Here is a 24,649-nt window from a genome sequence, read left to right as displayed (position 1 = left end):
GCTGGGGTGCGTGGCAACATTCCTGTAAAACAGGGTATCCCCACCGCCCGGAGGCTGGCAATGTCGCGTGTTAATTATGACCCCCTGTTAATCGGGGTGTTGCTGATGTTTGTGCTTTCAGGGTGCCTGCAAAACACCGATAAGGGTGTACCCGATATCAAGCTTACTCCCGGCGAGCTGATCTGGATCGGTGACCAGGTGTTCCGTAACGAGTGTGCCGGCAAACAGGCTTGCCTGGTTCACTGGAATCAGGGTGAAGCCTTTCCGTCACTGGGCATCGGCCATTTCATCTGGTACCCCACCAACGTGGACGGGCCGTTTGTGGAGAGCTTTCCGGCCCTGATTCGCTTTATGAGAGACCAGGGCGTTCCATTGCCGGAATGGCTGAATGAGCTGGAGCCGCTGGATGCACCCTGGCCGGATCGCGCCACCTTTTCTCAGGAAGAAGATAAAGACGGCCGGGTGTCCTCATTGCGGGAATTCCTGTGGGCGACCCGTGGCGTGCAGGCTGAGTTTATTGTGCGTCGGGCGCGCAATGCCCTTGAAGAGGTAGTGGCCGGAGCCCCGGATTCGCAACAGGTAATGCTGCGGGATCACCTGCGGGATCTGTTGGCAACACCTGGTGGTACCTACGCCGTCGTCGATTACGTCAACTTCAAGGGAGAAGGGCTTTCAGGGAAGGAGACCTACCGAGGGCAGGGCTGGGGACTGCTTCAGGTGCTTCAAGCCATGGCTGATAATGACCAACCGGCACTGCAGCGCTTTCAGGAGGCTGCAAAGGCTATACTTACCCGCCGTGCAGGGAATGCCCCCCGTGACATAGAGCGTGAGAAATGGCTGCCGGGGTGGCTGGCGCGGATTGAAACCTATCGCGAACCTGACCAGTAGAGTGCAGGGCCGGGTACGGATGCCCCGGCCCGGACCTTACAGGGGATGTTTTTTCAGCATCGGTTCCTGCCCGGGGGCTACTTCCAGCCACCAGACATTTTCGTCCCAGTCTCCCAGCACAATTCGTCTGGCGGGCTTACCGTTGGCTTCCAGTTCGTGAACCGCAGGCCGGTGGGTATGGCCGTGAATCATGCGCTGTACCCCGTGGGCTTCCATCTCCTTCACCACTTCGTCCGGTGTGACGTCCATGATGAACTCTTCCTTGCCCTTGTTCTTCGCCATGCTGATTTCCCGCAACTGCCGCGCCATCTGCTGGCGTTCTGCCAGCGGGCGCTGGAGAATCATCTGCTGCCATTGCGGATTGCGCATATTGGCGCGGAACTTCTGGTATTCCACGTCGGCGGTGCACAGGCTGTCGCCGTGCATCAGCAGGCTGGGCGTGCCGTACAGGTCTATCACCGTCGGGTCGTCCAGCAGGGTGGCGCCGATTCGGTTGCAGTAATCCTCACCAATCAGGAAGTCCCGGTTGCCGTGCATCAGGAACAGTGCCGTGCCGGCCTCGCTGAGCGCCCGCAGGGCTTCTGCGACCTGTTCCTGAAGTGGCGTTCGTTCGTCATCACCGATCCAGGCTTCAAAAAAGTCACCGAGGATGAAGAGCTGTTCCGCGCCCCGGGCTTGTTCCTCCAGAAACGCCAGGAATGCGTTGGTAATGTCCGGCCGGGATTCTTCCAGGTGAAGATCAGAGATAAACAGCGTGGTCACGCCGCGCCTCCGTCCTCTACAACCTCGGCTTTTTCGATAACCACGTCGTCGGCGGGAACGTCCTGATGGCCTGATCGCATGGTGGTGCGCACGGCACGAATGGCATTAACGGTATCCATGCCCTCCACAACCTTGCCGAATACACAGTAACCCCAGCCCTCGGCATTCTCGGCGGTATGGTCGAGGAAGCCGTTATTCTCGACGTTGATAAAGAACTGGGCGGTGGCGGAGTGGGGGTCCATGGTGCGGGCCATGGCAACGGTGCCCTGCATATTGCTGAGACCGTTGTTGGCTTCATTCCTGATGGGTTCGCGGGTTTTGCGCGGAGTCATCCCCGGCTCGAAGCCGCCGCCCTGAATCATGAAGTTGCTGATCACACGATGAAAAATCAGCCCGTCGTAAAAACCTTCACGGACATACTGCTCAAAGTTTTTCGCGGTCTCCGGGGCATTGTCGTAATCAAGTTCCAGTTTGATATCACCGTGGGAGGTTTTCAGCAGAATCATCAGGGTTTCCTGTTCAAATGGGTATATGGAGCATCGATGGGGGTATTGTACTTAAGAGTTTGTACGTGTGCATGAGTTAGGCAATGATTTGTGAGTATAATACGCGGTTTCAGACCCACACCCTATGATTGAGATTGTATGAGCGCCGAGTCCAAGAAAGCCCATAACTTCATCCAGAGCCTGATTGAAGACGCCATTGCCAAAGGCGAGCACACGGGGAAGGTGGTGACACGGTTTCCGCCGGAGCCCAATGGTTACCTGCACATCGGTCATGCCAAGTCGATCTGCCTGAACTTCGGCATCGCCGAAACGTTTGATGGTGTTTGCACCCTGCGGTTTGACGACACCAACCCGGAAAAGGAATCCCAGGAGTACATCGATGCCATCAAGCAGGATGTGCACTGGCTGGGCTATGAGTGGGCCGGTGAGGTGCGCTATGCCTCGGATTATTTCGATGCCATCTATGACTTCGCCGTTGAGCTGATTGAAAAGGGCAAGGCCTACGTGTGTGCGCTTACCGCCGACCAGATGGCCGCGTACCGGGGCACCCTGAAAGAACCCGGCCAGAACAGCCCCTATCGCGACCGCCCGGTGGAAGAAAATCTGCAGCTGTTCCGCGACATGCGCGATGGCAAGTACGAGAACGGTGAGTTGGTGCTGCGTGCGAAGATTGATATGGCATCCCCCAACATCAACATGCGGGACCCGATCCTGTACCGCATTCGCTATGCCGATCACCATCAGACTGGCGACAAGTGGTGCATCTACCCGATGTACGACTTCACCCACCCGATTTCCGACGCCATGGAGGGGATCACCCACTCTTTGTGCACCCTGGAGTTCGAGGACCACCGGCCACTTTATGACTGGGTACTGGAGAACATCTCCGCTCCCTGCCAGCCGCGCCAGATCGAGTTTGCGCGGCTGAACCTGAACTACACCATCACCAGCAAACGCAAGCTCAAGCGTCTGGTGGACGAAGGCTTCGTGGACGGCTGGAACGATCCCCGGATGCCGACTATTTCGGGTATGCGCCGCCGTGGTTATACCCCCGAATCCATCCGTACGTTCTGCGACATGATCGGCGTCAACAAGGCCGGCGGCACCGTGGATATGGGCATGCTGGAACACGCCATCCGCGAAGACCTGAACACCCGTGCGCCCCGCGCCATGTGTGTCATGCGCCCGCTGAAGGTGACCCTGACCAACTATCCGGAAGACAAGACCGAAACCCTGGTGTTGCCGGTTCATCCCCAGGACCCGGACATGGGCGAGCGGGAAGTTACCTGGAGCCAGACCCTGTATATCGACCGGGAAGATTTCACCGAAGAGCCGCCCCGCAAATGGAAGCGCCTGGCCCCGGATCAGGCGGTGCGCCTGCGGGGTGGGTATGTGATGACCTGCCGTGAGGTTATCCGCGATAACAGCGGTGAGATTGTCGAGCTGAAGTGCGAATACGACCCCAATACTCTGGGTGTGAATCCCGAAGGTTATAAACCGAACGGTGTGGTTCACTGGGTGTCGGCAACCGACAGCGTTGAAACGGACATCAATCAATACGACCGTCTGTTTACCCACGAATCGCCAGACAGCGACAAAGAAACCGATTTTGTGGACTCTATTAACCCGGAATCTCTGATCGTCCTCAAAGGCGCCAGGGTAGAGAAGAGCCTGGCTACGCCACGGACGGATCTGCCATACCAGTTCGAGCGGGAAGGCTACTTTTTCTGCGACCAGGAACTGACGGCCGCAGCCGGACGGCCGGTGTTTAATCGGACCGTGACCCTCCGGGATTCATGGGGAAAGAGCAAGTAATATCTGAAGGCACGAACAAAGTCGAAGGAGCCGTCGGGCCGGGGGCATCCCTCCGGGACCGTAAAAAACAGGGATGTTTTTTACGAGCCTACAGGGACGTATTCACGGCGTGTCCCGGAGGGATGCCCCCGGCCTGACGGCGGCCCGCACTAAAACCCGATACATCAGGCAAACAACAGGCATCACGTGATTAGAATCTACAACACCCTTAGTCAGCAAAAGGAAGAATTTCAGCCGATCGAGCCAGGAAAGGTTCGCATGTATGTGTGTGGCATGACGGTGTATGACTACTGTCATCTTGGGCATGCGAGGGTGTTGGTGGCGTTTGATGTGATTACGCGGTATTTGCGTCATCGCGGGTACGATGTTCATTACGTTCGCAATATCACTGATATCGACGACAAGATCCTGCAGAGAGCGGAAGAGAACGGCGAAAAATTCTCGGACCTGACAGCCAGAATGATCAAGGCCATGCACGAGGATGAGGCCAGGCTGGGCGTTCTTTCACCGACTGAAGAGCCCTGTGCCACTGACTACATCAACGAAATTGTGGCCATGATTCACAAGCTCGTCTCCAGCGGTCATGCATACGCTGCCGATAATGGCGACGTGTACTTCTCGGTGGAGTCCTACCCCGAATACGGCAAGCTCAGCAAGAAAAAACTGGAGGACCTGGTGGCCGGTGCCCGGGTGGATGTGCAGGAAGCCAAGCGCAGCCCCGCCGATTTCGTACTCTGGAAAGCCGCCAAGCCTGGAGAAGTGAGTTGGCCCTCGCCCTGGGGTGACGGTCGGCCGGGCTGGCATATTGAGTGCTCCGCCATGTCCAACCGCTGCCTGGGGGAAACCTTCGATATTCACGGCGGCGGGCCGGACCTGCTGTTCCCGCACCACGAAAACGAGATTGCCCAGTCCGAGTGTGCCAATGGGCATACCTTTGTGAACACCTGGATGCATGCGGGTGCCATTCGCGTGAACAAGGAAAAGATGTCCAAGTCCCTGGGCAACTTCTTCACCATCCGTGAGATCTTCGAAAAGTATCCACCGGAAGTGGTGCGCTACTTCCTCGTGTCCAGTCACTACCGCAGCCAGGTGGATTACTCGGAAGACAACCTTGCCGAGGCAGGGCGCACGCTTACCCGGCTCTACCACGCACTGCGTGGACTGGTGCCCGCCAAGGATGTGCCGGAAACCGAGCATGACCGACGCTTCGCCGAAGCCATGGACGACGACTTCAATACCGCCGGGGCGATTGCGGTGCTGCACGCGGTGGCAAACGAGATTAACCAGCATCGCCGGGAAGGCCGCGATGAGCAGGCCAGTGAGCAGGCCGCAGTGCTGGTCAGGCTGGGAAGCATCCTCGGCCTGCTGCAGCAGGACCCGGAGTCCTTCTTCCAGGCGGATACCGGCAGTGAGCTCAGTGCCGACGATATCGAAGCCATGATCCAGGCCCGTGCCGATGCGCGCAAGCGGAAGGATTTTGCCGAGGCGGACCGTATCCGTGATGAGCTGGCGGAAAAGGGGGTCATTCTCGACGACAGCCGCGAGGGAACCAGCTGGCGCCGGGGCTAGTGGCCTGTCCGGGTCTGACCGGAAGTCGGGTTGTCGGCCCGGGAATGACCTTGTAGGGAAATTCCCGTACAATACCGCCCTCGAATTAAAACGGCCCTTCCGGGACAATCCGCCGGAAAGGGCAGGGAATACAGTAACCCACTGAGGCAAACAACGATGACAGAACGCGTACAAGTCGGCGGCCTTCAGGTCGCAAAGAACCTGTTCGATTTCGTTAACAAAGAAGCGATTCCGGGTACCGGTGTCGATGCTGACAAATTCTGGAGCGAGTTCGACAAGATTGTTCACGAGCTGGCCCCCCGCAACAAGGAACTGCTCGCCAAGCGCGATGCCATCCAGGAAAAAATGGACAGCTGGAACCGTGACCACAAGGGTCAGAAGCTGGACATGGCCGAGTACAAGTCGTTCCTGAAGGATATCGGCTACCTGGTGGACGAGCCCGGCGACTTCAAGATCTCCACCTCCAACGTGGATCCGGAAGTGGCCACCATGGCCGGCCCCCAGCTGGTGGTTCCGGTAATGAACGCCCGTTTTGCCCTGAATGCCGCCAACGCCCGCTGGGGCAGCCTTTACGATGCCCTTTACGGCACCGACGCTATTTCCGAGGAAGACGGCGCCGAGAAAGGCCCCGGATACAACCCGGTTCGTGGTGCCAGGGTTATCGAGTTTGCCCGCAACCTGCTGGACAGCTCTGCACCGCTGGCCGCCGGTAGCCACAAGGATGCAGCCAGGTACCTGGTCGAAGGCGGTAAGCTGGTGGTCAAGCTCCAGAATGGCGAGTCCACCGGCCTGAAAGACGAATCCGGTTTTGTCGGCTACACCGGCGCTGCCGATGCGCCCACCGGCATCCTGCTGGTCAAGAACGGCATGCACTTCGAAATCCAGATTGATGCCAGCCATCCCATTGGCAAGGACGACGGCGCCCACGTCAAAGACGTTCTGATGGAGTCAGCCCTGACCACCATCATGGACTGCGAAGACTCTGTCGCCGCCGTGGACGCGGACGACAAGGCACTGGCCTATCGTAACTGGCTGGGACTGATGAAAGGTGATCTGGAAGAAACCTTCGAGAAGGGCGGGAAGCAGATGACCCGCAAGATGCATCAGGACCGCTCCTACACCAAACCTGACGGTGGTGAGCTGGTACTGAAGGGCCGCAGCCTGATGTTCGTTCGCAACGTCGGTCATCTGATGACCAATCCGGCCATCCTGCTGAAGGACGGCAGCGAAGTACCTGAGGGCCTGATGGACGGTTTGCTGACATCGCTGATTGCGATTCATGATCTCAAGGGTAACGGCAAGCTGCAGAACAGCACCACCGGGTCTGTCTACATTGTGAAGCCCAAGATGCACGGCCCGGAAGAAGTGGCCTTCACCAACGAATTCTTCGGCCGCGTGGAAGATGCGCTTGGGCTGCCGGCCTACACACTGAAAGTCGGCATCATGGACGAAGAGCGTCGCACAACCGTGAACCTCAAGTCCTGCATCCATGCCGCCAAGGAGCGCGCCGTGTTTATCAACACCGGTTTCCTGGATCGTACCGGTGACGAGATCCACACCTCCATGGAGCTGGGGCCGTTTATCCGCAAGGGGCCGATGAAGCAGGCCACCTGGATCCAGGCGTACGAGCAGTGGAACGTGGATATCGGCCTGGAAACCGGATTCCGTGGCGTTGCCCAGATTGGTAAGGGCATGTGGGCCATGCCGGATCTGATGGCGGGTATGCTGGAAGCCAAGATCGGTCATCCTAAGGCGGGTGCCAACACCGCATGGGTTCCGTCTCCAACGGCTGCCACCCTGCACGCGACGCACTATCATCAGGTTAACGTTGCCGACATTCAGAAGCAGCTGGAAAGCCGCGCCCGCGCCAACCTGGACGATATCCTGACCGTACCGGTGATGGATGATCCGACGTCGCTGTCGGCTGAAGAAATTCAGCAGGAACTGGATAACAACGCCCAGGGCATCCTCGGTTACGTGGTGCGCTGGATCGATAGCGGTGTGGGTTGCTCCAAGGTTCCGGATATCAACGATGTCGGCCTGATGGAAGACCGTGCCACGCTGCGTATCGCCTCGCAACTGCTGACGAACTGGCTCTATCATGGCATCTGCACCGAAGAGCAGATTCATGAAACCATGAAGCGCATGGCTGCGGTTGTTGATCGTCAGAACGCCAATGACCCGTCCTACCGCAACATGGCGCCGGACTTTGATGACAGCATTGCCTTCCAGGCCGCGATGGATCTGGTGCTGAAGGGCCGTGAGCAGCCTAACGGCTATACCGAGCCACTTCTGCACGCCTATCGCCTGAAGGCGAAAGAGAAGTATGGGCAGTAAACGCCCGGCTCTCAAAAAACCCCGCTTTGAATGAAGCGGGGTTTTTTTGTGGGTGAAGCTTTAGGGGTGGTCTGCTTTTGTCGGATTACGGCTTCGCCTAATCCGACCTACGGGCGGGTACCTGGGAGTTTTCACATGTAGGTCGGATTAGGCCCGAAAGGGCCGTAATCCGACAACCCAATTCAATCCTTATGCAACTCATTCGCCGCATACAGCGTATTTTGCAGCAAGGTGGCAATGGTCATCGGCCCCACGCCGCCGGGGACCGGCGTGATGTAAGCCGCCCGCTCCGAGGCCGCTGCGAAATCAACATCCCCGCGCAGTTTGCCATCGTCCATCCGGTTGATGCCCACATCAATTACGGTCGCTCCTGGCTTGACCCATTCGCCTTTGATCAGCCCCGGCTTGCCAACGGCTGCGATCAGGATGTCCGCCTCTCTGACGAACTTTTCCAGATCGGCCGTAAACCGGTGGCACACCGTCACGGTGGCGCCTTTCAGAAGCAGTTCCATGGTCATGGGCCGGCCGACGATGTTGGAAGCGCCCACGATAACCGCATGCTGGCCCTTGTAAGGGGTGTTGATGCTGTCCAGCAGGGTGATCACCCCGGCCGGGGTGCAGGGCCGCAGGGCGGGCTTGCGTTGCACCAGGCGGCCGATGTTGTATGGATGAAAACCGTCAACATCCTTGTCCGGGCGAATCTTCACGAGAATCGGGTCGGCATCCATGTGGGGAGGCAGTGGAAGCTGGACCAGTATGCCGTCTACGTCCGGGTTCTCATTCAGTTCGTCCACCAGGGCTTCCAGGGCTTCCTGTGATGTGTCTTCCGGCAGATCGTAGGAGAGCGACATGATGCCCGCCTCGTCGCAAGCCTTGCGCTTGTTGCCAACGTAAACCCGGGATGCCGGGTCGTTACCCACCAGCACTACAGCCAGCCCGGGGGCGCGAAGCCCCTGCTGTTTGCGGGCTTCGGTTCCTGCCGCAACCTGTTGTCGCACAGTGGCGGCGATTTCTTTTCCGTTAATCAGTTTGGCGCTCATGTCTTTGTCTTGTCGGTTGTGCGAGAATAAAGGCGTCGCATTGTCTCATGCTTGGGCTCCGCCGCCAATCGAAGGAGGAAAAGCCCAAATGCGTGTTGACGGAGCGGTTTGGCGCCGGTAATATGCGCGCCAACTTTGCTGAGGTATCTGTTGTTCAGTTCAGACGGGGTATAGCGCAGTCTGGTAGCGCGCCTGCTTTGGGAGCAGGATGTCGGGAGTTCGAATCTCTCTACCCCGACCACTTTCTGGCAAATCCAGGATATTGAACAGTCAGGTGGGCGAACGGTACATGCGCCCGTAGCTCAGCTGGATAGAGCATCGGCCTTCTAAGCCGGTGGTCGCAGGTTCGAGTCCTGCCGGGCGCGCCATACCGCAGACGGTCTGATCCGTCCCGGAGACACCGAATCAGCAAAGTTAACCTGAAGTACCTGTTGGGGTCTGCCCGGCGGTAGTCTGGATGTGGTGGACGTAGCTCAGTTGGTAGAGCTCAGGATTGTGACTCCTGCGGTCGAGGGTTCGAACCCCTTCGTCCACCCCACTTTCTCCCCAGTGTTTCATGGTTGATTTCCGCAGTTGCTGGGTTTTACGCTTGCCTGTGCAGGTATGAATCCGCAGATCCTGTGCGAGCGTGGCGGAACTGGTAGACGCGCTGGATTTAGGTTCCAGTGGGGCAACCCGTGAGAGTTCGAGTCTCTCCGCTCGCACCATTATTATTGATACCGGTTTTCTCTCCTGTTTTCTTTCCTTTGTCTGTCTGTGATCCGTTGCCGCAAAAGAGCCATTACCGGGTGATTCTCTCGGCATGGCAAACCGTGATAAACTACCGGCTTTTAAATTTGCGTCCTTTTCCGGGAATTCGCCCTGAACAGGACTTTTGGTTTTATTTTCATTCACATACCGAACCTGTAATTTGAGGATCTTCCATGCAAGTGTCTGTTGAAACGACCTCCAACATCGAACGTCGGATGACGATTGGTGTGCCCGCCCAGGAAATCGACCAGGCGGTCCAGAAACGCCTGCAGGAAACCGCACGCACAGTAAAAATGAACGGTTTCCGTCCGGGCAAGGTGCCCATGAGTGTGGTGAAGCGTCGTTTCGGTGACAGCGTCCGTCAGGAAATTGTCGGCGAAGTCATGCGTGACAACTACATCAAGGCACTGCAGGAGCAGGACATCAATCCGGCAGGCTGGCCGAAGTTTGAGCCAAAAACCATGGAAGAAGGCAAGGACCTGGAGTTCGTGGCCATCTTTGAGGTACTGCCGGAAGTAGAGCTGGGTGATTTCAGCAAGATCTCCGTTGAAAAGCCGAAGGCCGAGATTACCGAGAAAGACGTCGACACCATGATCGACAACCTGCGTCGCCAGCAGGCCACCATGAAGTCCGTGAAGCGCAAGTCCAAGAACAAGGACGTGGTGCTGATTGATTTCAAGGGCTTCATTGATGGTGAAGAGTTTGAGGGCGGTGCGGCCGAGAACCATAAGCTGACCCTGGGCTCAGGTCAGATGATTCCCGGTTTCGAGAAAGGCATCGTTGGTGGCAAGGCCGGTGAAGAGCTGGAAATCGAAGTGACCTTCCCCGAGGACTACCAGAACGAAGAGCTGGCGGGCAAGCCTGCCAAGTTCGAGATCAAGATTCACGAAGTCCAGGAACCGCAACTGCCGGAACTGGATGCCGAGTTCTTCAAGAAGTTCGGAATCGACGCGGAAGATGAAGCCGCGTTCCGTGAAGAAGTTCAGAAGAACATGGAACGGGAACTGAAGCAGGCTGTCTCCAACAAGGTCAAGAACGACGTTGTTGAAGGGCTGCTTGAAAGCACTGATCTTGAAGTGCCTACCGCCCTGGTGGATCAGGAGATCGACCGCCTGCGCCAGGACGCTGTTCAGCGTTTCGGTGGCCAGGTTGACTTCCAGCAGCTGCCCAAGGAAATTTTCGAGGAGCAGGCTCGCCGTCGTGTCAAAACCGGCCTGTTGTTCCAGGAAGTGGTCAAGCAGAATGATCTGAAGGCTGACCCTGCCAAAGTGGATGAAAAGATCCAGGAAATTGCGTCAACGTATGAACAACCTGAAGAGGTTGTGGCGCACTTCAACAGCAGCCCGGAGCAGAAGCAGCAGATCGAGTCTTCCGTGCTGGAAGACGCGGTTGTTGACCTGGTGCTGGAACAGGCACAGGTGAAAGAAAAGAAGCTCAAGTACGAAGAGGCAATTCAGGCTGGTCAGCAGCAGCGATAAAGACCGCAGGGCCGCTTCAGAAGGGCCCGGCCAGCCCGGGATGAAAACAGCCGGCACGTCCGGCTGTTTTCATCTTGGCCCGGTGCTGGCAAAGTAATGCGAGACAAAGTCGAGTTCTAACGCTGTGGCGGACACACGCCACTCCATTGTCCAGAAGGAGTTCACGCGCATCATGACGCAGAAACCAATTGATGGTCCCGCAATGGTTACCAATTCCGGCCTGGTGCCAATCGTTATCGAGCAGACCGCACGAGGCGAACGCTCTTTTGATATTTTTTCCCGTCTGCTCAAGGAGCGGGTAATCTTTCTGGTGGGTCCGGTTGAAGACCATATGGCCAACCTGATTGTGGCGCAGCTGTTGTTCCTTGAGTCCGAGAATCCTGACAAGGACATCCACCTCTATATCAACAGCCCGGGCGGTTCCGTTACTGCCGGCATGTCCATTTACGACACCATGCAGTTCATCAAGCCTGATGTGGCTACCCTGTGCGTTGGCCAGGCTGCCAGCATGGGCGCTTTCCTGCTGGCCGGTGGTGCCGAGGGCAAGCGTGCCTGTCTGCCGAATTCTCGGGTGATGATCCATCAGCCGCTGGGGGGCTATCAGGGGCAGGCGACGGATATCGAGATCCACACCCGTGAGATTCTCAAGATCCGTCACACCCTGAACTCCATCCTTGCCCATCACACCGGGCAGAAGCTGGAAACCATCGCCAAGGATACAGACCGTGACAATTTTATGGATCCGCAGCAGGCGAAGGACTATGGCCTGATCGATTCTATACTTGATAAGCGTGTACCTAATAAATAATACTGAAGGTAATCGCAACATTCCCTGCCGGCGTATTGAGGTGACTGCGTCGGTAAACCAAGCTCAGAGGTATTTCAATGGCAGATGAAAGAAACGGCAGAGGCGACGATAACGGCAAGTTGCTGTACTGCTCGTTTTGTGGAAAGAGCCAGCATGAAGTCCGTAAGCTCATTGCAGGGCCCTCGGTGTTCATCTGCGACGAGTGCGTCGACCTGTGCAACGATATTATCCGGGAGGAAATCCAGGAGAATGCCCAGGAAGAAGCCAGTGATCGTCTTCCGACACCCGCCGAAATCCGCGATACCCTTAACGAGTACGTGATCGGCCAGGACCGTGCCAAAGTGGTGCTTTCCGTGGCGGTATACAACCACTACAAGCGCCTGCGCTACGGCGAGGGCAAGGCTGAAGTCGAGCTTGGCAAGAGCAACATTCTGCTGATTGGCCCCACCGGCAGCGGCAAGACCCTGCTTGCAGAAACCCTGGCACGGATGCTCAACGTTCCCTTCACCATTGCTGATGCCACCACGCTCACTGAAGCAGGTTACGTCGGCGAGGACGTTGAAAACATCATCCAGAAACTGCTGCAGAAATGCGATTACGATGTGGACAAGGCCCAGCGCGGCATTGTCTACATCGACGAGATCGACAAGATTTCCCGCAAATCTGATAACCCCTCCATCACCCGGGACGTATCCGGTGAAGGTGTCCAGCAGGCCCTGCTCAAGCTGATTGAAGGCACGGTTGCCTCGGTTCCGCCCCAGGGCGGGCGCAAACATCCCCAGCAGGAATTCCTGCAGGTGGACACCGGCAACATGCTGTTTATCTGTGGTGGTGCCTTTGCGGGCCTGGATAAAGTGATTCAGGAACGCTCAGAGCGCAGCAGCATTGGCTTCTCTGCCACGGTCAAGAGCCCGGACGACACCAAGAATACCGGCGACATCATCAAGGATGTGGAAACTGAGGATCTGGTCAAATACGGCCTGATTCCCGAGTTTGTCGGTCGTCTGCCGGTTGTAGCCACGCTGACGGAACTGGATGAGGATGCGCTTGTCCAGATACTGACAGAGCCCAAGAACGCCCTCACCAAACAGTATCAGAAGCTGTTTGACATGGAAGGCGTTGAACTGGACTTCCGCGAAGATGCCCTTCGTGCCGTTGCCCGCAAAGCCATGGTGCGCAAAACCGGCGCCCGGGGACTGCGCTCCATTATGGAAGCGACACTGCTGGACACCATGTACCAGATCCCTTCTGAGCATGATGTTTCCAAGGTGGTCATTGATGAAAGCGTGATCAACGGCCAGTCAGAGCCGTTCAAGATCTACGACAGCAGTGAGCACGCCAAGGCGGTTCCCGAGGACTGAGTGTTCGGGCTGGTTGCATAAAAAAAGGGCGGCGACGCCCTTTTTTTATGCCCGGCGTGAGCAGCAAAGCCCCCGCGGAAACTGTAAAAAGATTGCAATTTTTGCTGTCGCCCCAATGAAGGGTGATATGCTGAAATAAATACCGTCAGAGGATTTTCTATGACCCTGATACCTGAAGAATCTGTGCAAGAATACCCGCTGTTGCCGCTGAGAGACGTGGTGGTGTTCCCGCACATGGTAGTGCCGCTGTTTGTTGGCCGTGAAAAGTCCATACAGGCGCTGGAAGCGGCCATGGAGGGCAACAAGGAAATCCTGCTGGTTGCCCAGAGAGATGCCTCCACGGACGAACCGGGCCCGGACGATGTATTCGCCATGGGCACCGTGGCCACCGTGCTGCAAATGCTCAGGCTGCCTGACGGAACCGTCAAGGTTCTGGTTGAGGGCAATGCCCGTGCCACCATTACCGACATTGCCGACGGCGAGTACCTGGCCGGCAAGGCCATGTTGATGGATGAAGACTCCCTGCCGGCACGGGAAGAGGAAGTGCTGGTCAAAACCCTGATGGACGAGTTCGAGAAGTACGTGAAACTCTCCAGAAAGGTACCCTCCGAGGTTTCCAATGCGCTGACCGGCATCAATGAGCTCGAGCGCCTGGCGGACACCATGGCGGCCCATCTGGAACTCAAGATTCCGGAGAAGCAGGAGCTGCTGGAAGCACTGGAAATTCGCCAGCGTGTGGATCTGCTGTTGGGCAAGCTCGATGGTGAAATTGACCTGATTGAAGTTGAGAAGCGTATCCGCGGCCGCGTCAAGAAACAGATGGAGCGCAGCCAGCGGGAGTATTACCTCAACGAGCAGATGAAGGCGATCCAGAAGGAAATGGGTAACCTCGGCGAGGGTAACAACGACTTCGAAGAGCTTGAGCAGAAGCTGGAAGAAGCCGGTTTGCCGGAAGAGGCCCGCAAGAAGACAGAGGCGGAGCTTAACAAGCTCAAGATGATGTCGCCCATGTCGGCGGAAGCGACGGTGGTGCGTGGCTACATAGACTGGATGCTGGCCATCCCCTGGAAGAAACGCAGCCGCGTTCGCCACGATATCGAAAAAGCCCGTGAGATTCTGGACGAAGATCATTACGGCCTGGATGAAGTCAAGAAGCGCATTCTTGAGTACCTGGCGGTCCAGAGCCGTGTGAAGAAGGTCAAGGGTCCTGTGTTGTGTCTGGTGGGCCCTCCCGGTGTCGGCAAGACGTCCCTGGGGCAGTCCATTGCCCGTGCGACCAATCGCAAATACACCCGTATGGCGCTGGGTGGCGTACGTGACGAGGCCGAAATCCGGGGTCACCGGAAAACCTATATCGGAGCCTTGCCCGGAAAACTGCTGCAGAAACTGTCCAAGGTGGGAGTGAAGAACCCGCTGTTCCTGTTTGATGAAATCGACAAGATGGGCATGGATCACCGTGGTGACCCGGCGTCAGCCCTTCTTGAGGTGCTGGATCCTGAGCAGAATCACACCTTCAACGACCACTACCTGGAAGTGGATTATGATCTCTCGGACGTGATGTTCGTGTGCACTTCCAACTCCATGGACATTCCGCCGGCCCTGCTGGACCGCATGGAAATCATCCGTATTCCGGGTTACACCGAAGACGAGAAGGTCAACATTGCGCTCCGGTACCTGTTGCCCAAGCAGATCAAGGCCAATGGCCTTCGCAAGAACGAACTTGATATTCCGGAAGAAACGCTCCGTGACCTGATCCGCTACTACACCCGTGAGGCGGGCGTACGTGGCCTGGAGCGCGAGATCGCGAAGATCTGCCGCAAGGTGGTGCGTGATCACGTTGAAAGCGGTGACAAGGCCTCTGTAACCCTCACGCCAGAGGTGCTTGAGGACTACTCGGGGGTGAAGAAGTTCAAGTATGGCCTGGCCGAGGAGAAGAATCAGGTCGGACAGGTAACCGGTCTGGCCTGGACCCAGGTTGGCGGTGAACTGTTGACGCTGGAATGTGCACTGACCAAGGGCAAGGGCAGGGTAGTCAAGACGGGCTCCCTGGGTGATGTCATGCAGGAGTCAATTCAGGCCGCTTTGACGGTGGTCAGAAGTCGTGCGCTTGGCCTGGGTATCAGTGACGATTTCCACGAGAAACACGACCTTCACGTGCACGTTCCGGAAGGCGCGACGCCGAAAGATGGCCCCAGCGCCGGTATCGGCATGTGTACCGCACTGGTTTCTGCATTGACCCAGATTCCGGTACGGGCCGACGTGGCGATGACCGGTGAGATCACCTTGCGTGGCCGGGTTCTGGCCATTGGCGGGCTCAAGGAAAAGCTGTTGGCGGCTCATCGAGGCGGCATCAAGACGGTGATCATTCCTGATGATAATGTCCGTGATCTCAAGGAGATACCGGATAATATCAAAGAGTCACTGGAGATCCGGCCGGTCAAGTGGATTGACGAAGTGCTGGATATTGCACTGGCTTATCCCCCGGAACCACGTACCGAAGATTCGTCGTCAGAAAAGCCTTCCGGGACTCCCCGTGAGGATGACGGCGAAGCGGCGGAGCGCATAAATACACATTAAACACGTGCTGTGTTGTTGACATGCCAGAGAGCCCATTGGTATAACTGTTTCGCCGTGAAGCAGCCAATATCAAGGGCTCCCGCGCAGTTAATGCCTATTCCGAACACCGGTTAGTAGCCGCAAGGAATAAAAATAGTGAAGAATGGAATTCTCTGACCGCTTATGCGATAGTCGGGAACGTCCAGGAAACAACAAACCAACCTATAACATCTTCAACCTGAAATCGAAGGGGTTTAGTGTGAACAAGTCCGAACTGATCGATGCAATTGCAGAATCCGCAGATATTTCCAAAGCCGCCGCTGGCCGCGCTCTGGATGCCATGACCACCTCCATTACCGGTGCCCTGAAGAAAGGCGATCAGGTAACTCTGATTGGTTTTGGTACCTTCTCCGTCAAGGAGCGTGCTGCCCGTACCGGCCGTAACCCGCAAACAGGTGCCGAAATCAAGATTCCGGCCTCCAAAGTGCCTGGGTTCAAGGCAGGTAAGGCTCTGAAAGACGCCGTCAAGTAACGGCAGCTTTCATTTGGCAAGGCCCGGAACATGGGGCGTTGCCGGAGCGGTTGGCCCGGTGGCAATACCGCAGTCAACCAGCTCTGATGAATTCAAGGCGCATTCCTGAATGAATGCGCCTTTTTACGTTAAGCGACCCTTACAGACATTGATCAGGGATCCGGGAGAAACATGCTTCAAGATATGCGGGATAATGCCCAGGGCACCATTGCCAAAGTCATCATTGGCCTTCTGATTGTTTCACTCTCAATCTGGGGTATGGACGCGATTGTCGGTGGTTTCTCCGGCGAGCCCGAGGTTGCGACAGTTAACGGTGAAGATGTAACCGAGCGGGAATTTCTTCGCGTGGTTCAGATGGAGAGCCAGAGGCGCCTGTCCGAGATGGATGATCCGGATCCGTCCATGCTGGATGAAGATCAGGTTCGCCGGGATGTACTGGAGTCACTGATTCAGGAGAAGGTCCTGACCCAGGATGCGGAGGCACAGGGCCTGGAACTCTCAGACCAGGATATCGACTCGCTGATCACCCAGATGCCCCAGTTCCAGGTGGATGGCTCCTTCAACCGTGACCGGTTTGTTTCTACGGTCCGCAATATGGGTATGGGTGTTGGTGAGTTCCGGGAAACCATGCGTAAGCAGTATGTGGTTAACCAGATCCGCGCCGGAATAGAGCAAAGCGCTACCGTGGCTGATGAGAATGTGGCTCAACTTTTGCGCATACAGAACCAGACCCGTGATTTTCGGGCGGTAACGCTGGCTGCAGATACGGTGCGTGATGAAGTAGAGGTGACCGACGCCGAGATTGAAGCCTATTACCAGGACAACGACGATGAGTTCCAGCAACCGGAGCGCGTGGATGCCCGTTATATCGCGCTATCGCGGGAAGCCCTCGCCGAAAGCGTCGACGTGACGGATGAGCAGTTGCAGGAATTCTACGAAGAGCGGTCGTCCGAGCTGGCAAAGGAAGAGCGCCGTGCGTCGCACATCCTGATCGAGGACGGTGCTGACGCTGACGAGACCATGGCGACTATCCAGCAGCGCCTTGAAGACGGAGAAGCATTCTCCGATCTGGCCAAAGAGTTCTCTATCGATACGTCCTCTGCCGAACAGGGTGGAGATCTCGGTTTTGCAGAGCGCGGTGTCTACGATTCGGCGTTTGAAGACGCGCTGTTTGCCCTGGAGGAAGGGGAAGTCTCCGAGCCGGTATCCACGAGCTTTGGTGTTCATCTGATAAGGCTTGATGATGTTCAGAAGGCCGACACGCCTCCCCTGGAGGAAGTGGAAGACGAGCTCCGCCGTGAACTGGCGGAACGAGAGGCAGCCGAGCGCTTTGCCGAGGTTCGTTCTGAGCTCGCGGACCTGGCTTATGCGGCGGATGACCTCGCTGGTCCTGCCGAGGAGCTGGGCCTTGAGGTGCGGGAAAAAAGCGATATCACGGAAGAGGGTGGTGATGCGCCCTTCGATCACTCAGGACTGGTGCGCCAGCTGTTTTCCGACGATGTGCTGAAGGATGGTTTCAATACCGAGCTGATTGATGTCGGCGACAACATATCCGTCGTGGCGAGGGTCAGTGAGTACTACGAAGCGCAGAAAAAGCCGCTTGAAGAGGTGTCAGAGGAGATCCGCACTTCGTTGATTCGCCAGAAGACCCGTGAGGCCCTGCAGGAGCGCGCCGACACTATCATCGCTGATCTGGAATCCGGTAAGAGTCTTGACGATCTGGATATCGGCGAGTGGCAGTCCTACGAGGACCAGTCGAGGAATAATCTTGTCCTGGGTAATGCCGTGATGGCGGAAGTCTTTTCCCTCAGTCGCCCCGATGACGACAGCAACGTGTTTGGTTCGGTGGTATCGGATGACCGCGTGACAATCCTTGCCCTGGATGCGGTTAACGACGGCGAGGTAGACCGTGATGGCGAAGAGTTCCGCCAGTTGCGTGGTTTCCTGGCGTCACTGGAAGGACAGCGTGAGTACAGTGCCTACAGGCAATACCTGCGGGACAACTCCGAAATAGAGCGACAGTAAACAAGAAAGGCACCCGCGACAGGGTGCCTTCTGGCAAAATTAAATAAGGCCCGCACATCGTTGCGGGCCTTTTAGTTGGCCTCTTCGATGTAGATTTCCGGCTTGTCGCTTGTTCATGGTGTTCTCCTTTGTTGTTGTCTGCCCCACGGCCCGGTCGGGCCGTGGGGCACGGTATGTCCGGGCTTGCCGGACTATCTGCTGAATACTGCGACGGACAACGCGGGTACCGTGAAGGTGCCGCTGGTTGCCGCTGCGCTCTCACCGGGAGAGGTGTCGGCCATCACCGAGAAGGTGCCATCCAGGCTGGTGTCCAGCGTCTGTTCGGAGCCGGTACTGTTGATGAAGACAACGAGCTGGTCGACATCACTGTCGAGATCGGTAAGACCGTTGTCGGGGCCGTCATCCAGACTGAACAGAATGACTCCGGGTACCTGATCCGTACCTGTGTTGTGGAAGTCCAGGCGCTCACTGACCTGCTCTGCGGTTTGCAACCGGAACAGCTCACTCTGGTTTCGCACCGTCAACAACTCCTCCACCTGTTCACGGGTGTAGTTGATGTCACTCGCGGCAGGGCCGGTTTCAAACTGGCCGATAACCTCTGTGATCAGGTCCCAGTTGGCGCCATCCTTGTCCTGGCGTGGCAGGCCGCGGTTCCAGGCGGTTTCCTGGTAACTGAAGTCCACCTCGTTGAACCAGTCGCCGGAATCGTAGCTGTCCCGCTCCATGGATTTGGAGCGCAACAGCTCAGAGCCCATATGGATGAACGGTATGCCCTGGCTGAGAATGGGCACGGAAAGCCCAATCACCTGCATCTGGGCACGTTCCCCATGTGTGGTGGCGAAATCCGCCTTGTACTGGTTGTTGTCCCAGAGTGTCTGGTTGTCGTGCTTGGAGACGTAGTTGATGATTTCCTGGGGGTCGCTGGTATAACCGGCGTTCTGACCGTTGTAATCGATCTCGGCACCGGTCTTCGTGGAGCCGTCTGCGGTCACCAGGGAGTAGTCACTGAGGCTGCCGGCAATGCCGATACGGATCCAGTCACTGACTTGCAGCAGGCGTTCTTTTTCCGTGTCGCTGCCGCTGTTGCGGTCGTTGGGGATGCTGAACAGCCCGTTGGCAAAGCCCTGGTTGGCGCGGATGAAGTCACCCTCATCAAAGGGGCCGCCACCGCGGACAGCGTCACGAAGGCGATCATTGAAGGAGCCGATGCCGGTTCCCGCCATATTGGCCTGAATGGCATTGACGCCCCGGGCGTTGTTGGCTACTTCGCCGAAGTTCCAGGCTTCACCGTAGAAGTAGGTATCCGGGTCAACCGCTTTAACCGCATCCAGGGCGTTCTCCATGTTCGAGAGCATGTGATGGCCCATCAGGTCAAAGCGGAAACCAGAGATACTGTATTCCGAGGCCCAGGTCACCAGGGAATCGATCATCAGCTTTTCCATCATCCGGTGCTCGGAGGCGGTATTTTCACAGCAGGAGGACTGCTCCACCACTCCGGTTTCCGGGTTCTGGCGGTGATAGTAACCGGGAACCAGCTTGTCCAGTACCGACTTCTCGGCCAGGCCAGAGGCATTGGTATGGTTGTAGACCACATCCAGTACCACGTTCAGGCCCAGGTTGGTCGCTGACTGCACCATTTCCCGGAATTCCACAATACGGGCAACGCCGTGGGCGTCTGAGGCATAGCTGCCTTCCGGCACGGTGAAGTGGACCGGGTCATAGCCCCAGTTGAAGCTGTCCAGGCTTCGAAATGTGTCGTGCAATGCCTGGGCCTTCCCGGTGGCCGGGTCGAAGGTTTCCAGCACCTGGCGAATGGAGTTGCCGCTATCACAATGTTCCCCGTAGCTTTCCGCAGCGTCGTCCGACAGGTCGCACAGTCGGCTGAAATCGTCGTCTATATTCACGATTTGGTCCGGGTCTTCGTTGACGGTGGCAATGTCGAATGCCGGTAGCAGGTGCAGGTGGGTGATGCCGGCATCGGCCATGGACGCCAGGTGCTTCATGCCATCGGTTGACGTTTCGGTGAATGCGGCGTACTTACCCCGGTTTTCAGCGGTTACTGTCTCGTCTGTCGCACTGAAGTCCCTTATGTGGGCCTCGTACACCACCACGTCTTCCGGTGCCTGCATGGGCGGCGTCGCCAGTGAATCCCAGTCTGCGGGCTTCAGGTCACTGTCGGCGAGGTTAACCACCTGGGCATACTGGCCATTTTCAGACAGGCTCCGGGCGTAAGGGTCCGAGGTCATGGTGGTTTCAATGGCATCGGTACGGGGGTGATACACGGTGACTTCGTACTGGTAGAACTTCCGGTCCACCTCGGCGGTGTTCGCAGTGTGCTGCCAGACGCCGTCGTTGCGGGTCATATCCACAGGGAAGCCAGTGACTGTACTGCCGTCGGCATTGAACACGTGCAGGCGCATGTTCTGCGCCGTTGGCGCCCAGACCTTAAAGTCGGTATCGGCCCCGTTTACCGTGGCACCCAGGGCGCCATCGTAGGTATAAAGCTGATCCAACACCCCCGGGATTTGCAGGCGGGTGGCGGATATCAATTCATCGTCGCTGTTGAAGGCGCCGGCTACCAGCTGCCCGCGCAGGGCTTCTTCCCTGGTCTGGGTGTCGGCATCCACCGAGTAGGCCGGCCAGCCGGCCAGATGCGGGAACGCCTGTTCCAGTTCGGGCGACAGGGTTGTGGCGCTGAGCTCGATCGTTTTTCCGCCTTCAAGGGTGTTGTTGGCGTCATCAACGGAAATGCCGGCATTGGCGTCGTAGCGGAGCTCCACGCGGGCTGCATCGGCCGTGTCTGCAAACACCAGTGTGCCGGCATCGAGCCAGTGGGCCCTGGCGCCATCGATGGTCATTTCTTCCGACTCTATCGGGTCCGGCGAGAGCAATTCGCTGCCGCTGAGGGTAAATATCCGATTGCCCAGGGCATCGAAGTGCCAGCGGTGGTCATCATCACCCAGGTCTTTTTCATCACCCTTGTGCATGATGAAATTCATGCAGTCTCCGCCGTCGCGCATGGGGATGATGTAGTAGGCGCCGTAAGTATCATTAACGCCATCATGGCTGCGCGGATCACTCCACTCCGTTGGCACATCTTCGGCCAGCCCGTCGCACCCTGCGGCTGCGTCATTCCAGAGGTGCAGGCCCCAGCCGTCGTAGTCGCCTTCCGGGCGTTTGTAATAGAGGATGGCTTCGTTCTCGCCGGGCTCGAGCAGAGTGGTCGAGTCTTCGCTACCGGCGTCATCGTTATCCGGAGAAGAGCTGCTGCTACCGGAGTTGCAACCGGTCAGGGCCAGCGAAAGCGCCAGCACCCAGCCACCTGCAACCAGTTTATGGTCAGGCATAACAGATATCCTTTTGCCGTTGTTTTTGTTTGGAGGGTGACTTGCGAACCGGCAATGCCCGTGCGCTTGTGTCACGGTTTCATGGTTGCGCGAACGTCAGCGGGGCACATCCTTCGGCAGCTGACTTTTGCAGGCGTAGATTGCGGGGAGGGTGGGGGAGTAGTGCGAAGCGGAACAGGGCGAAAAAAAAGGGCCGGCGTGAAAGCCGGCCCAAAGAGGTCCAACGAGAGAGTGTGGAGTTTAGAGCCTTACCACCAGGCTTCGATCTGGGCACCGACCTGAATGTCGCCATCGATGCCTTCGCTGCGAGCGGCTTCGGCCTGATCGCCGAAGAACGCGGCTGCGTACGCGCGGATTACCGGCCTTGCCCAGTAGCCAGGGCCAGCGCTCCACTGCTGTGAGACCGCCACTTTCTGCAGGTCTGTAGCGTCGTCATTGAAGGGCTGGTGTACGTCCTCATAGCCCACTTCCACCGCGGTGCTGGTCACTGAGTTCCAGTTGTAGGTCGGGCGGGCAACCACGCTCAGGCGGGTGGGTTCTTCCTCATTGATCGGGCCGTAGGTTTCACCCTGGGAGTAAAGAGCGGAGTAACCCAGTTCCCAGGGACCGCCAAGCTTGATCACGCCATGGTTGAGTACACGCCAGCTCTTTTCGAGCGTGCCATCATAATAGGGCGCATTCAGGCTGGCATTACCACCCTGATTGGCAAACGCCGCTTCACCCAGGGAATCCGTGGCGTATTGCAGGACGAACTTGTTGAAGCCGCCCATGATACCGGTTGACAGTTCAACGGTGCCGAAGAAGCCATCTTCATCCATGATGCCTGCCGCTTCCTGCTCGTCCGTCAGGTCCGCTGTGCCGTAGATACCAGCGAGTGTCAGGGTGCTTTCGCCAACCGGGAAGGCGTAGCGCAGGTCCAGTTTATTGTTCTGGACGATGGTGTCGCTTTCCTGCTTGTCGAAATTGATCCACGCAGCGGAGAACTGGCCTGCACCTGCCTCGATGTTTTCGATACCGGCGCCATAGCCGGAGTTGTTGATGTAGAACAGATCAAGCTGGTGTACGTCGTGACGCTTGTAGAAGCGCTTGCCGGCCCACAGGGTGGCACCGGGAAGGGATTCGATCACATTGGTGCCGGAAACATAAAGCTGGCGCACAGCCACTTCGCCACCGCTGTAAGGGTTGCCGTTGTTGCGGGTGGTTTCCTCGCCGCCAAAGTCAACGCCATTGACGTCATCAGCGCCGTCATAGGCCTGGTAGTCGTTACCCTGGTTGATGGCTTCGTAGGAAACCATGGAATCAAGGCGGAAGGTTTTGCCATCTTCGCTGAAGAGTTCGTCACCAAACGCCAGCTCCGCGTAGGTGTCGCACTCATCCGCAAGGCGGCCGACAAAGTGGCCGTTGGCGCCGCTGCCGAAACAGGTCTGCTCGCCACCGCTGCCGGTATTGGTGGAGAGGCCTGAACGCGCGTAACCATGGAAGTCAACAGCAATGGCCGGAGAGGCCATGATGGCCGCTGTCACCGCAGTGGCCAGCGGGAGTTTGTTCGGGGAAAAGCGCTTATTGTTCTGCATCATCTGTGTCCTGTGCTTTTTGTCTTTTTTGAATGTCAGGGAAGCGGAAGTTCCGGCCTCCTCTCATGGAAACAGGCGGGGCCGGATCAGGCCTCCGGTTCCCGTGATTGCAGCTTCTGCCAATCAGACATTGGGAAACCGGATTTCATAGTCCTGTAACCGGCAGATGAGTACATCCTCCGCCCTGAAGAAAAAGGGGGGTGAGTTCTCAGGGGGAGGAGGGGCGTAGAAGGACGAGTTGGTAAATCAGTGGCTTCCATGCACGATCAGGGTGGTTGGCTAGACTGGAAACCGCGTTGGTTTCAGGCTTTCCTTGATCTTTTTCAGGTGGCCCAGGAAGTCTGCGCCGCGTTTGAGTGTGACACCGGTGGCCAGAATGTCGATCACCGTAAGATGGATGATCCGTGACGACATGGGCATGTAGACTTCGGTGTCTTCCGGGGCCGTGACTTCTATTACCACGGTGCAGGCCTCGGCAAGGGGTGATCCCGGCATGGTGATGCCGATGACGGTGGCCCCGTTATTTCTGGCCTGCTGGGCGATTTCAACGGTTTCACGGGTGCGCCCCGTGTAGGAGATCAGTACGATCACATCGCCGGTTGTACTGCCCGCGGCAACCATACGCTGCATGAGTGCATCGTCGTAGGACATCACCGGAATGTTGAAGCGGAAAAACTTGTGCTGTGCATCCATTGCCACGGGGGCCGAACCACCCATGCCGAAGAAATTGATCTGTTTGGCCTGGATCAGGTAATCAATGGCTGCGGACAGGGCCTTGGGGTCGAGGGCCTGGCGTGCCTTGTCGAGGCTGGCAATGGTGCTGAGCATGATTTTGTCGGCGAACTCTGCCACCGTGTCATCAGGCTCTACATTCTGCCCGATGTAGGGCGTGCCGGTTGCTATGCTTTGCGCAAGGCGTATTTTGAAATCAGGGAATCCGGTGGCGGAAAACCCGCGGCAGAAGCGGTTGACCGTGGGCTCGCTGACGTCAGCAGCCCTGGCCAGCGCGGCTATGCTGTAGCGGGTAGCGGCGCTGGGATCGCGAAGAATTGCCTCGGCAACCTTGCGCTCGGATTTGTTAAGAGTGTCCAGTCTCAGCTGGATATCTTCGAGCAGATTGTCGTCGCGTTGCGCCTGGTTGGCTGGCATTGAGAGTACTCCCTGATTTATCGGCTTTCTTGTCAAAATCCGCGCTGATTATAGCGTGTTTTGTGGTAATTTGTGGTAGTAAAAGTATCATAAATTGGAAAATATCCTTGGAAAAATTCGTTATGGGTGTCATTATTTGCATAATATTACTA

16 protein-coding genes and 4 tRNA genes are annotated in these 24,649 nt (G+C 57.1%); 14 read left to right on the top strand and 6 right to left on the bottom strand.

Going from position 1 to position 24,649, the window contains the following annotated elements:
• Window positions 1–60 precede the first annotated feature (60 nt).
• Complete coding sequence (locus tag HLUCCO03_RS11550; protein ID WP_292016696.1) at window positions 61–888, top strand: hypothetical protein; 828 nt, start codon at window positions 61–63, stop codon at window positions 886–888.
• Between the two features lie 36 nt (window positions 889–924).
• Here the strand turns inward: HLUCCO03_RS11550 and HLUCCO03_RS11545 are convergent, their stop codons facing one another.
• Window positions 925–1,650, bottom strand: a complete 726-nt coding sequence (locus HLUCCO03_RS11545; protein ID WP_027832435.1) for a UDP-2,3-diacylglucosamine diphosphatase — start codon at window positions 1,648–1,650, stop codon at window positions 925–927.
• Window positions 1,647–2,156 carry a peptidylprolyl isomerase gene (locus HLUCCO03_RS11540; RefSeq protein WP_027832434.1) on the bottom strand — a complete coding sequence of 170 codons (510 nt, stop codon included), beginning with the start codon at window positions 2,154–2,156 and terminating at the stop codon, window positions 1,647–1,649. Before HLUCCO03_RS11540 ends, HLUCCO03_RS11545 begins: the two co-directional genes overlap by 4 nt.
• Before the next feature lie 138 nt (window positions 2,157–2,294).
• Between HLUCCO03_RS11540 and HLUCCO03_RS11535 the strand changes: the two genes are divergently transcribed.
• From HLUCCO03_RS11535 to HLUCCO03_RS11525, 3 genes are all read left to right on the top strand, one after another.
• Window positions 2,295–3,971 (top strand): glutamine--tRNA ligase/YqeY domain fusion protein, encoded by a 1,677-nt coding sequence (locus tag HLUCCO03_RS11535; RefSeq protein ID WP_027832433.1) that lies wholly within the window; start codon window positions 2,295–2,297, stop codon window positions 3,969–3,971.
• A 186-nt stretch (window positions 3,972–4,157) separates the two neighbouring features.
• On the top strand, window positions 4,158–5,540 hold the full coding sequence (gene cysS / locus HLUCCO03_RS11530) for a cysteine--tRNA ligase (RefSeq protein ID WP_027832432.1): 1,383 nt from the start codon (window positions 4,158–4,160) through the stop codon (window positions 5,538–5,540).
• Between the two features lie 156 nt (window positions 5,541–5,696).
• Window positions 5,697–7,877 carry a malate synthase G gene (locus HLUCCO03_RS11525; RefSeq protein WP_027832431.1) on the top strand — a complete coding sequence of 727 codons (2,181 nt, stop codon included), beginning with the start codon at window positions 5,697–5,699 and terminating at the stop codon, window positions 7,875–7,877.
• Between the two features lie 182 nt (window positions 7,878–8,059).
• Here HLUCCO03_RS11525 and folD read toward each other — a convergent pair whose 3' ends face one another.
• Window positions 8,060–8,917 (bottom strand): bifunctional methylenetetrahydrofolate dehydrogenase/methenyltetrahydrofolate cyclohydrolase FolD, encoded by an 858-nt coding sequence (gene folD, locus HLUCCO03_RS11520; protein ID WP_027832430.1) that lies wholly within the window; start codon window positions 8,915–8,917, stop codon window positions 8,060–8,062.
• Window positions 8,918–9,081: 164 nt separating this feature from the next.
• On the opposite strand from folD, the gene HLUCCO03_RS11515 reads away from it, so the two are divergent.
• The 10 genes from HLUCCO03_RS11515 to HLUCCO03_RS11470 all read left to right on the top strand — a co-directional run bounded on the left by HLUCCO03_RS11515 (window position 9,082) and on the right by HLUCCO03_RS11470 (window position 18,427).
• Window positions 9,082–9,158: transfer RNA gene (locus HLUCCO03_RS11515), tRNA-Pro, on the top strand.
• Window positions 9,159–9,208: 50 nt separating this feature from the next.
• Window positions 9,209–9,285 (top strand) — tRNA-Arg (locus HLUCCO03_RS11510).
• A 94-nt stretch (window positions 9,286–9,379) separates the two neighbouring features.
• Window positions 9,380–9,455, top strand: a tRNA-His gene (locus tag HLUCCO03_RS11505).
• 84 nt (window positions 9,456–9,539) lie between these two features.
• A tRNA-Leu gene (locus tag HLUCCO03_RS11500) sits at window positions 9,540–9,624 on the top strand.
• Window positions 9,625–9,840: 216 nt separating this feature from the next.
• Window positions 9,841–11,145: a trigger factor gene (gene tig / locus HLUCCO03_RS11495; RefSeq protein ID WP_027832429.1), complete on the top strand. Its 1,305-nt coding sequence runs from the start codon at window positions 9,841–9,843 to the stop codon at window positions 11,143–11,145.
• 172 nt (window positions 11,146–11,317) lie between these two features.
• Window positions 11,318–11,953: an ATP-dependent Clp endopeptidase proteolytic subunit ClpP gene (gene clpP, locus HLUCCO03_RS11490; RefSeq protein ID WP_027832428.1), complete on the top strand. Its 636-nt coding sequence runs from the start codon at window positions 11,318–11,320 to the stop codon at window positions 11,951–11,953.
• Between the two features lie 77 nt (window positions 11,954–12,030).
• The gene (gene clpX / locus HLUCCO03_RS11485) at window positions 12,031–13,314 is read left to right on the top strand and encodes an ATP-dependent Clp protease ATP-binding subunit ClpX (RefSeq protein ID WP_027832427.1); all 1,284 of its coding nucleotides are present in this window, start codon (window positions 12,031–12,033) and stop codon (window positions 13,312–13,314) included.
• Between the two features lie 159 nt (window positions 13,315–13,473).
• Complete coding sequence (gene lon, locus HLUCCO03_RS11480) at window positions 13,474–15,891, top strand: endopeptidase La (RefSeq protein ID WP_292016695.1); 2,418 nt, start codon at window positions 13,474–13,476, stop codon at window positions 15,889–15,891.
• Window positions 15,892–16,129: 238 nt separating this feature from the next.
• A complete protein-coding gene (locus HLUCCO03_RS11475; protein ID WP_027832426.1) occupies window positions 16,130–16,402 on the top strand; it encodes an HU family DNA-binding protein in 273 nt (90 codons plus the stop codon).
• Between the two features lie 171 nt (window positions 16,403–16,573).
• Complete coding sequence (locus tag HLUCCO03_RS11470) at window positions 16,574–18,427, top strand: SurA N-terminal domain-containing protein (RefSeq protein WP_027832425.1); 1,854 nt, start codon at window positions 16,574–16,576, stop codon at window positions 18,425–18,427.
• Window positions 18,428–18,618: 191 nt separating this feature from the next.
• On the opposite strand, the gene pulA is transcribed toward HLUCCO03_RS11470, so the two are convergent.
• From pulA to HLUCCO03_RS11455, 3 genes are all read right to left on the bottom strand, one after another.
• Entirely contained in the window at window positions 18,619–21,774 is a 3,156-nt protein-coding gene (pulA, locus tag HLUCCO03_RS11465; protein ID WP_027832424.1) for a pullulanase-type alpha-1,6-glucosidase, read from the bottom strand.
• A 248-nt stretch (window positions 21,775–22,022) separates the two neighbouring features.
• Window positions 22,023–23,351, bottom strand: coding sequence for a carbohydrate porin (locus HLUCCO03_RS11460; RefSeq protein ID WP_292016694.1), 1,329 nt, complete (start codon window positions 23,349–23,351; stop codon window positions 22,023–22,025).
• Window positions 23,352–23,627: 276 nt separating this feature from the next.
• Window positions 23,628–24,497, bottom strand: coding sequence for a MurR/RpiR family transcriptional regulator (locus HLUCCO03_RS11455; RefSeq protein WP_027832422.1), 870 nt, complete (start codon window positions 24,495–24,497; stop codon window positions 23,628–23,630).
• Window positions 24,498–24,649: the final 152 nt, after the last annotated feature.

Origin of the sequence: Marinobacter sp. HL-58, from assembly GCF_001314605.1 — a bacterium.
Classification (GTDB): Bacteria; Pseudomonadota; Gammaproteobacteria; order Pseudomonadales; family Oleiphilaceae; genus Marinobacter.
The sequence above is the reverse complement of the archived record's forward strand: the minus strand, read 5'-3'. Positions and strand labels throughout refer to the sequence as shown.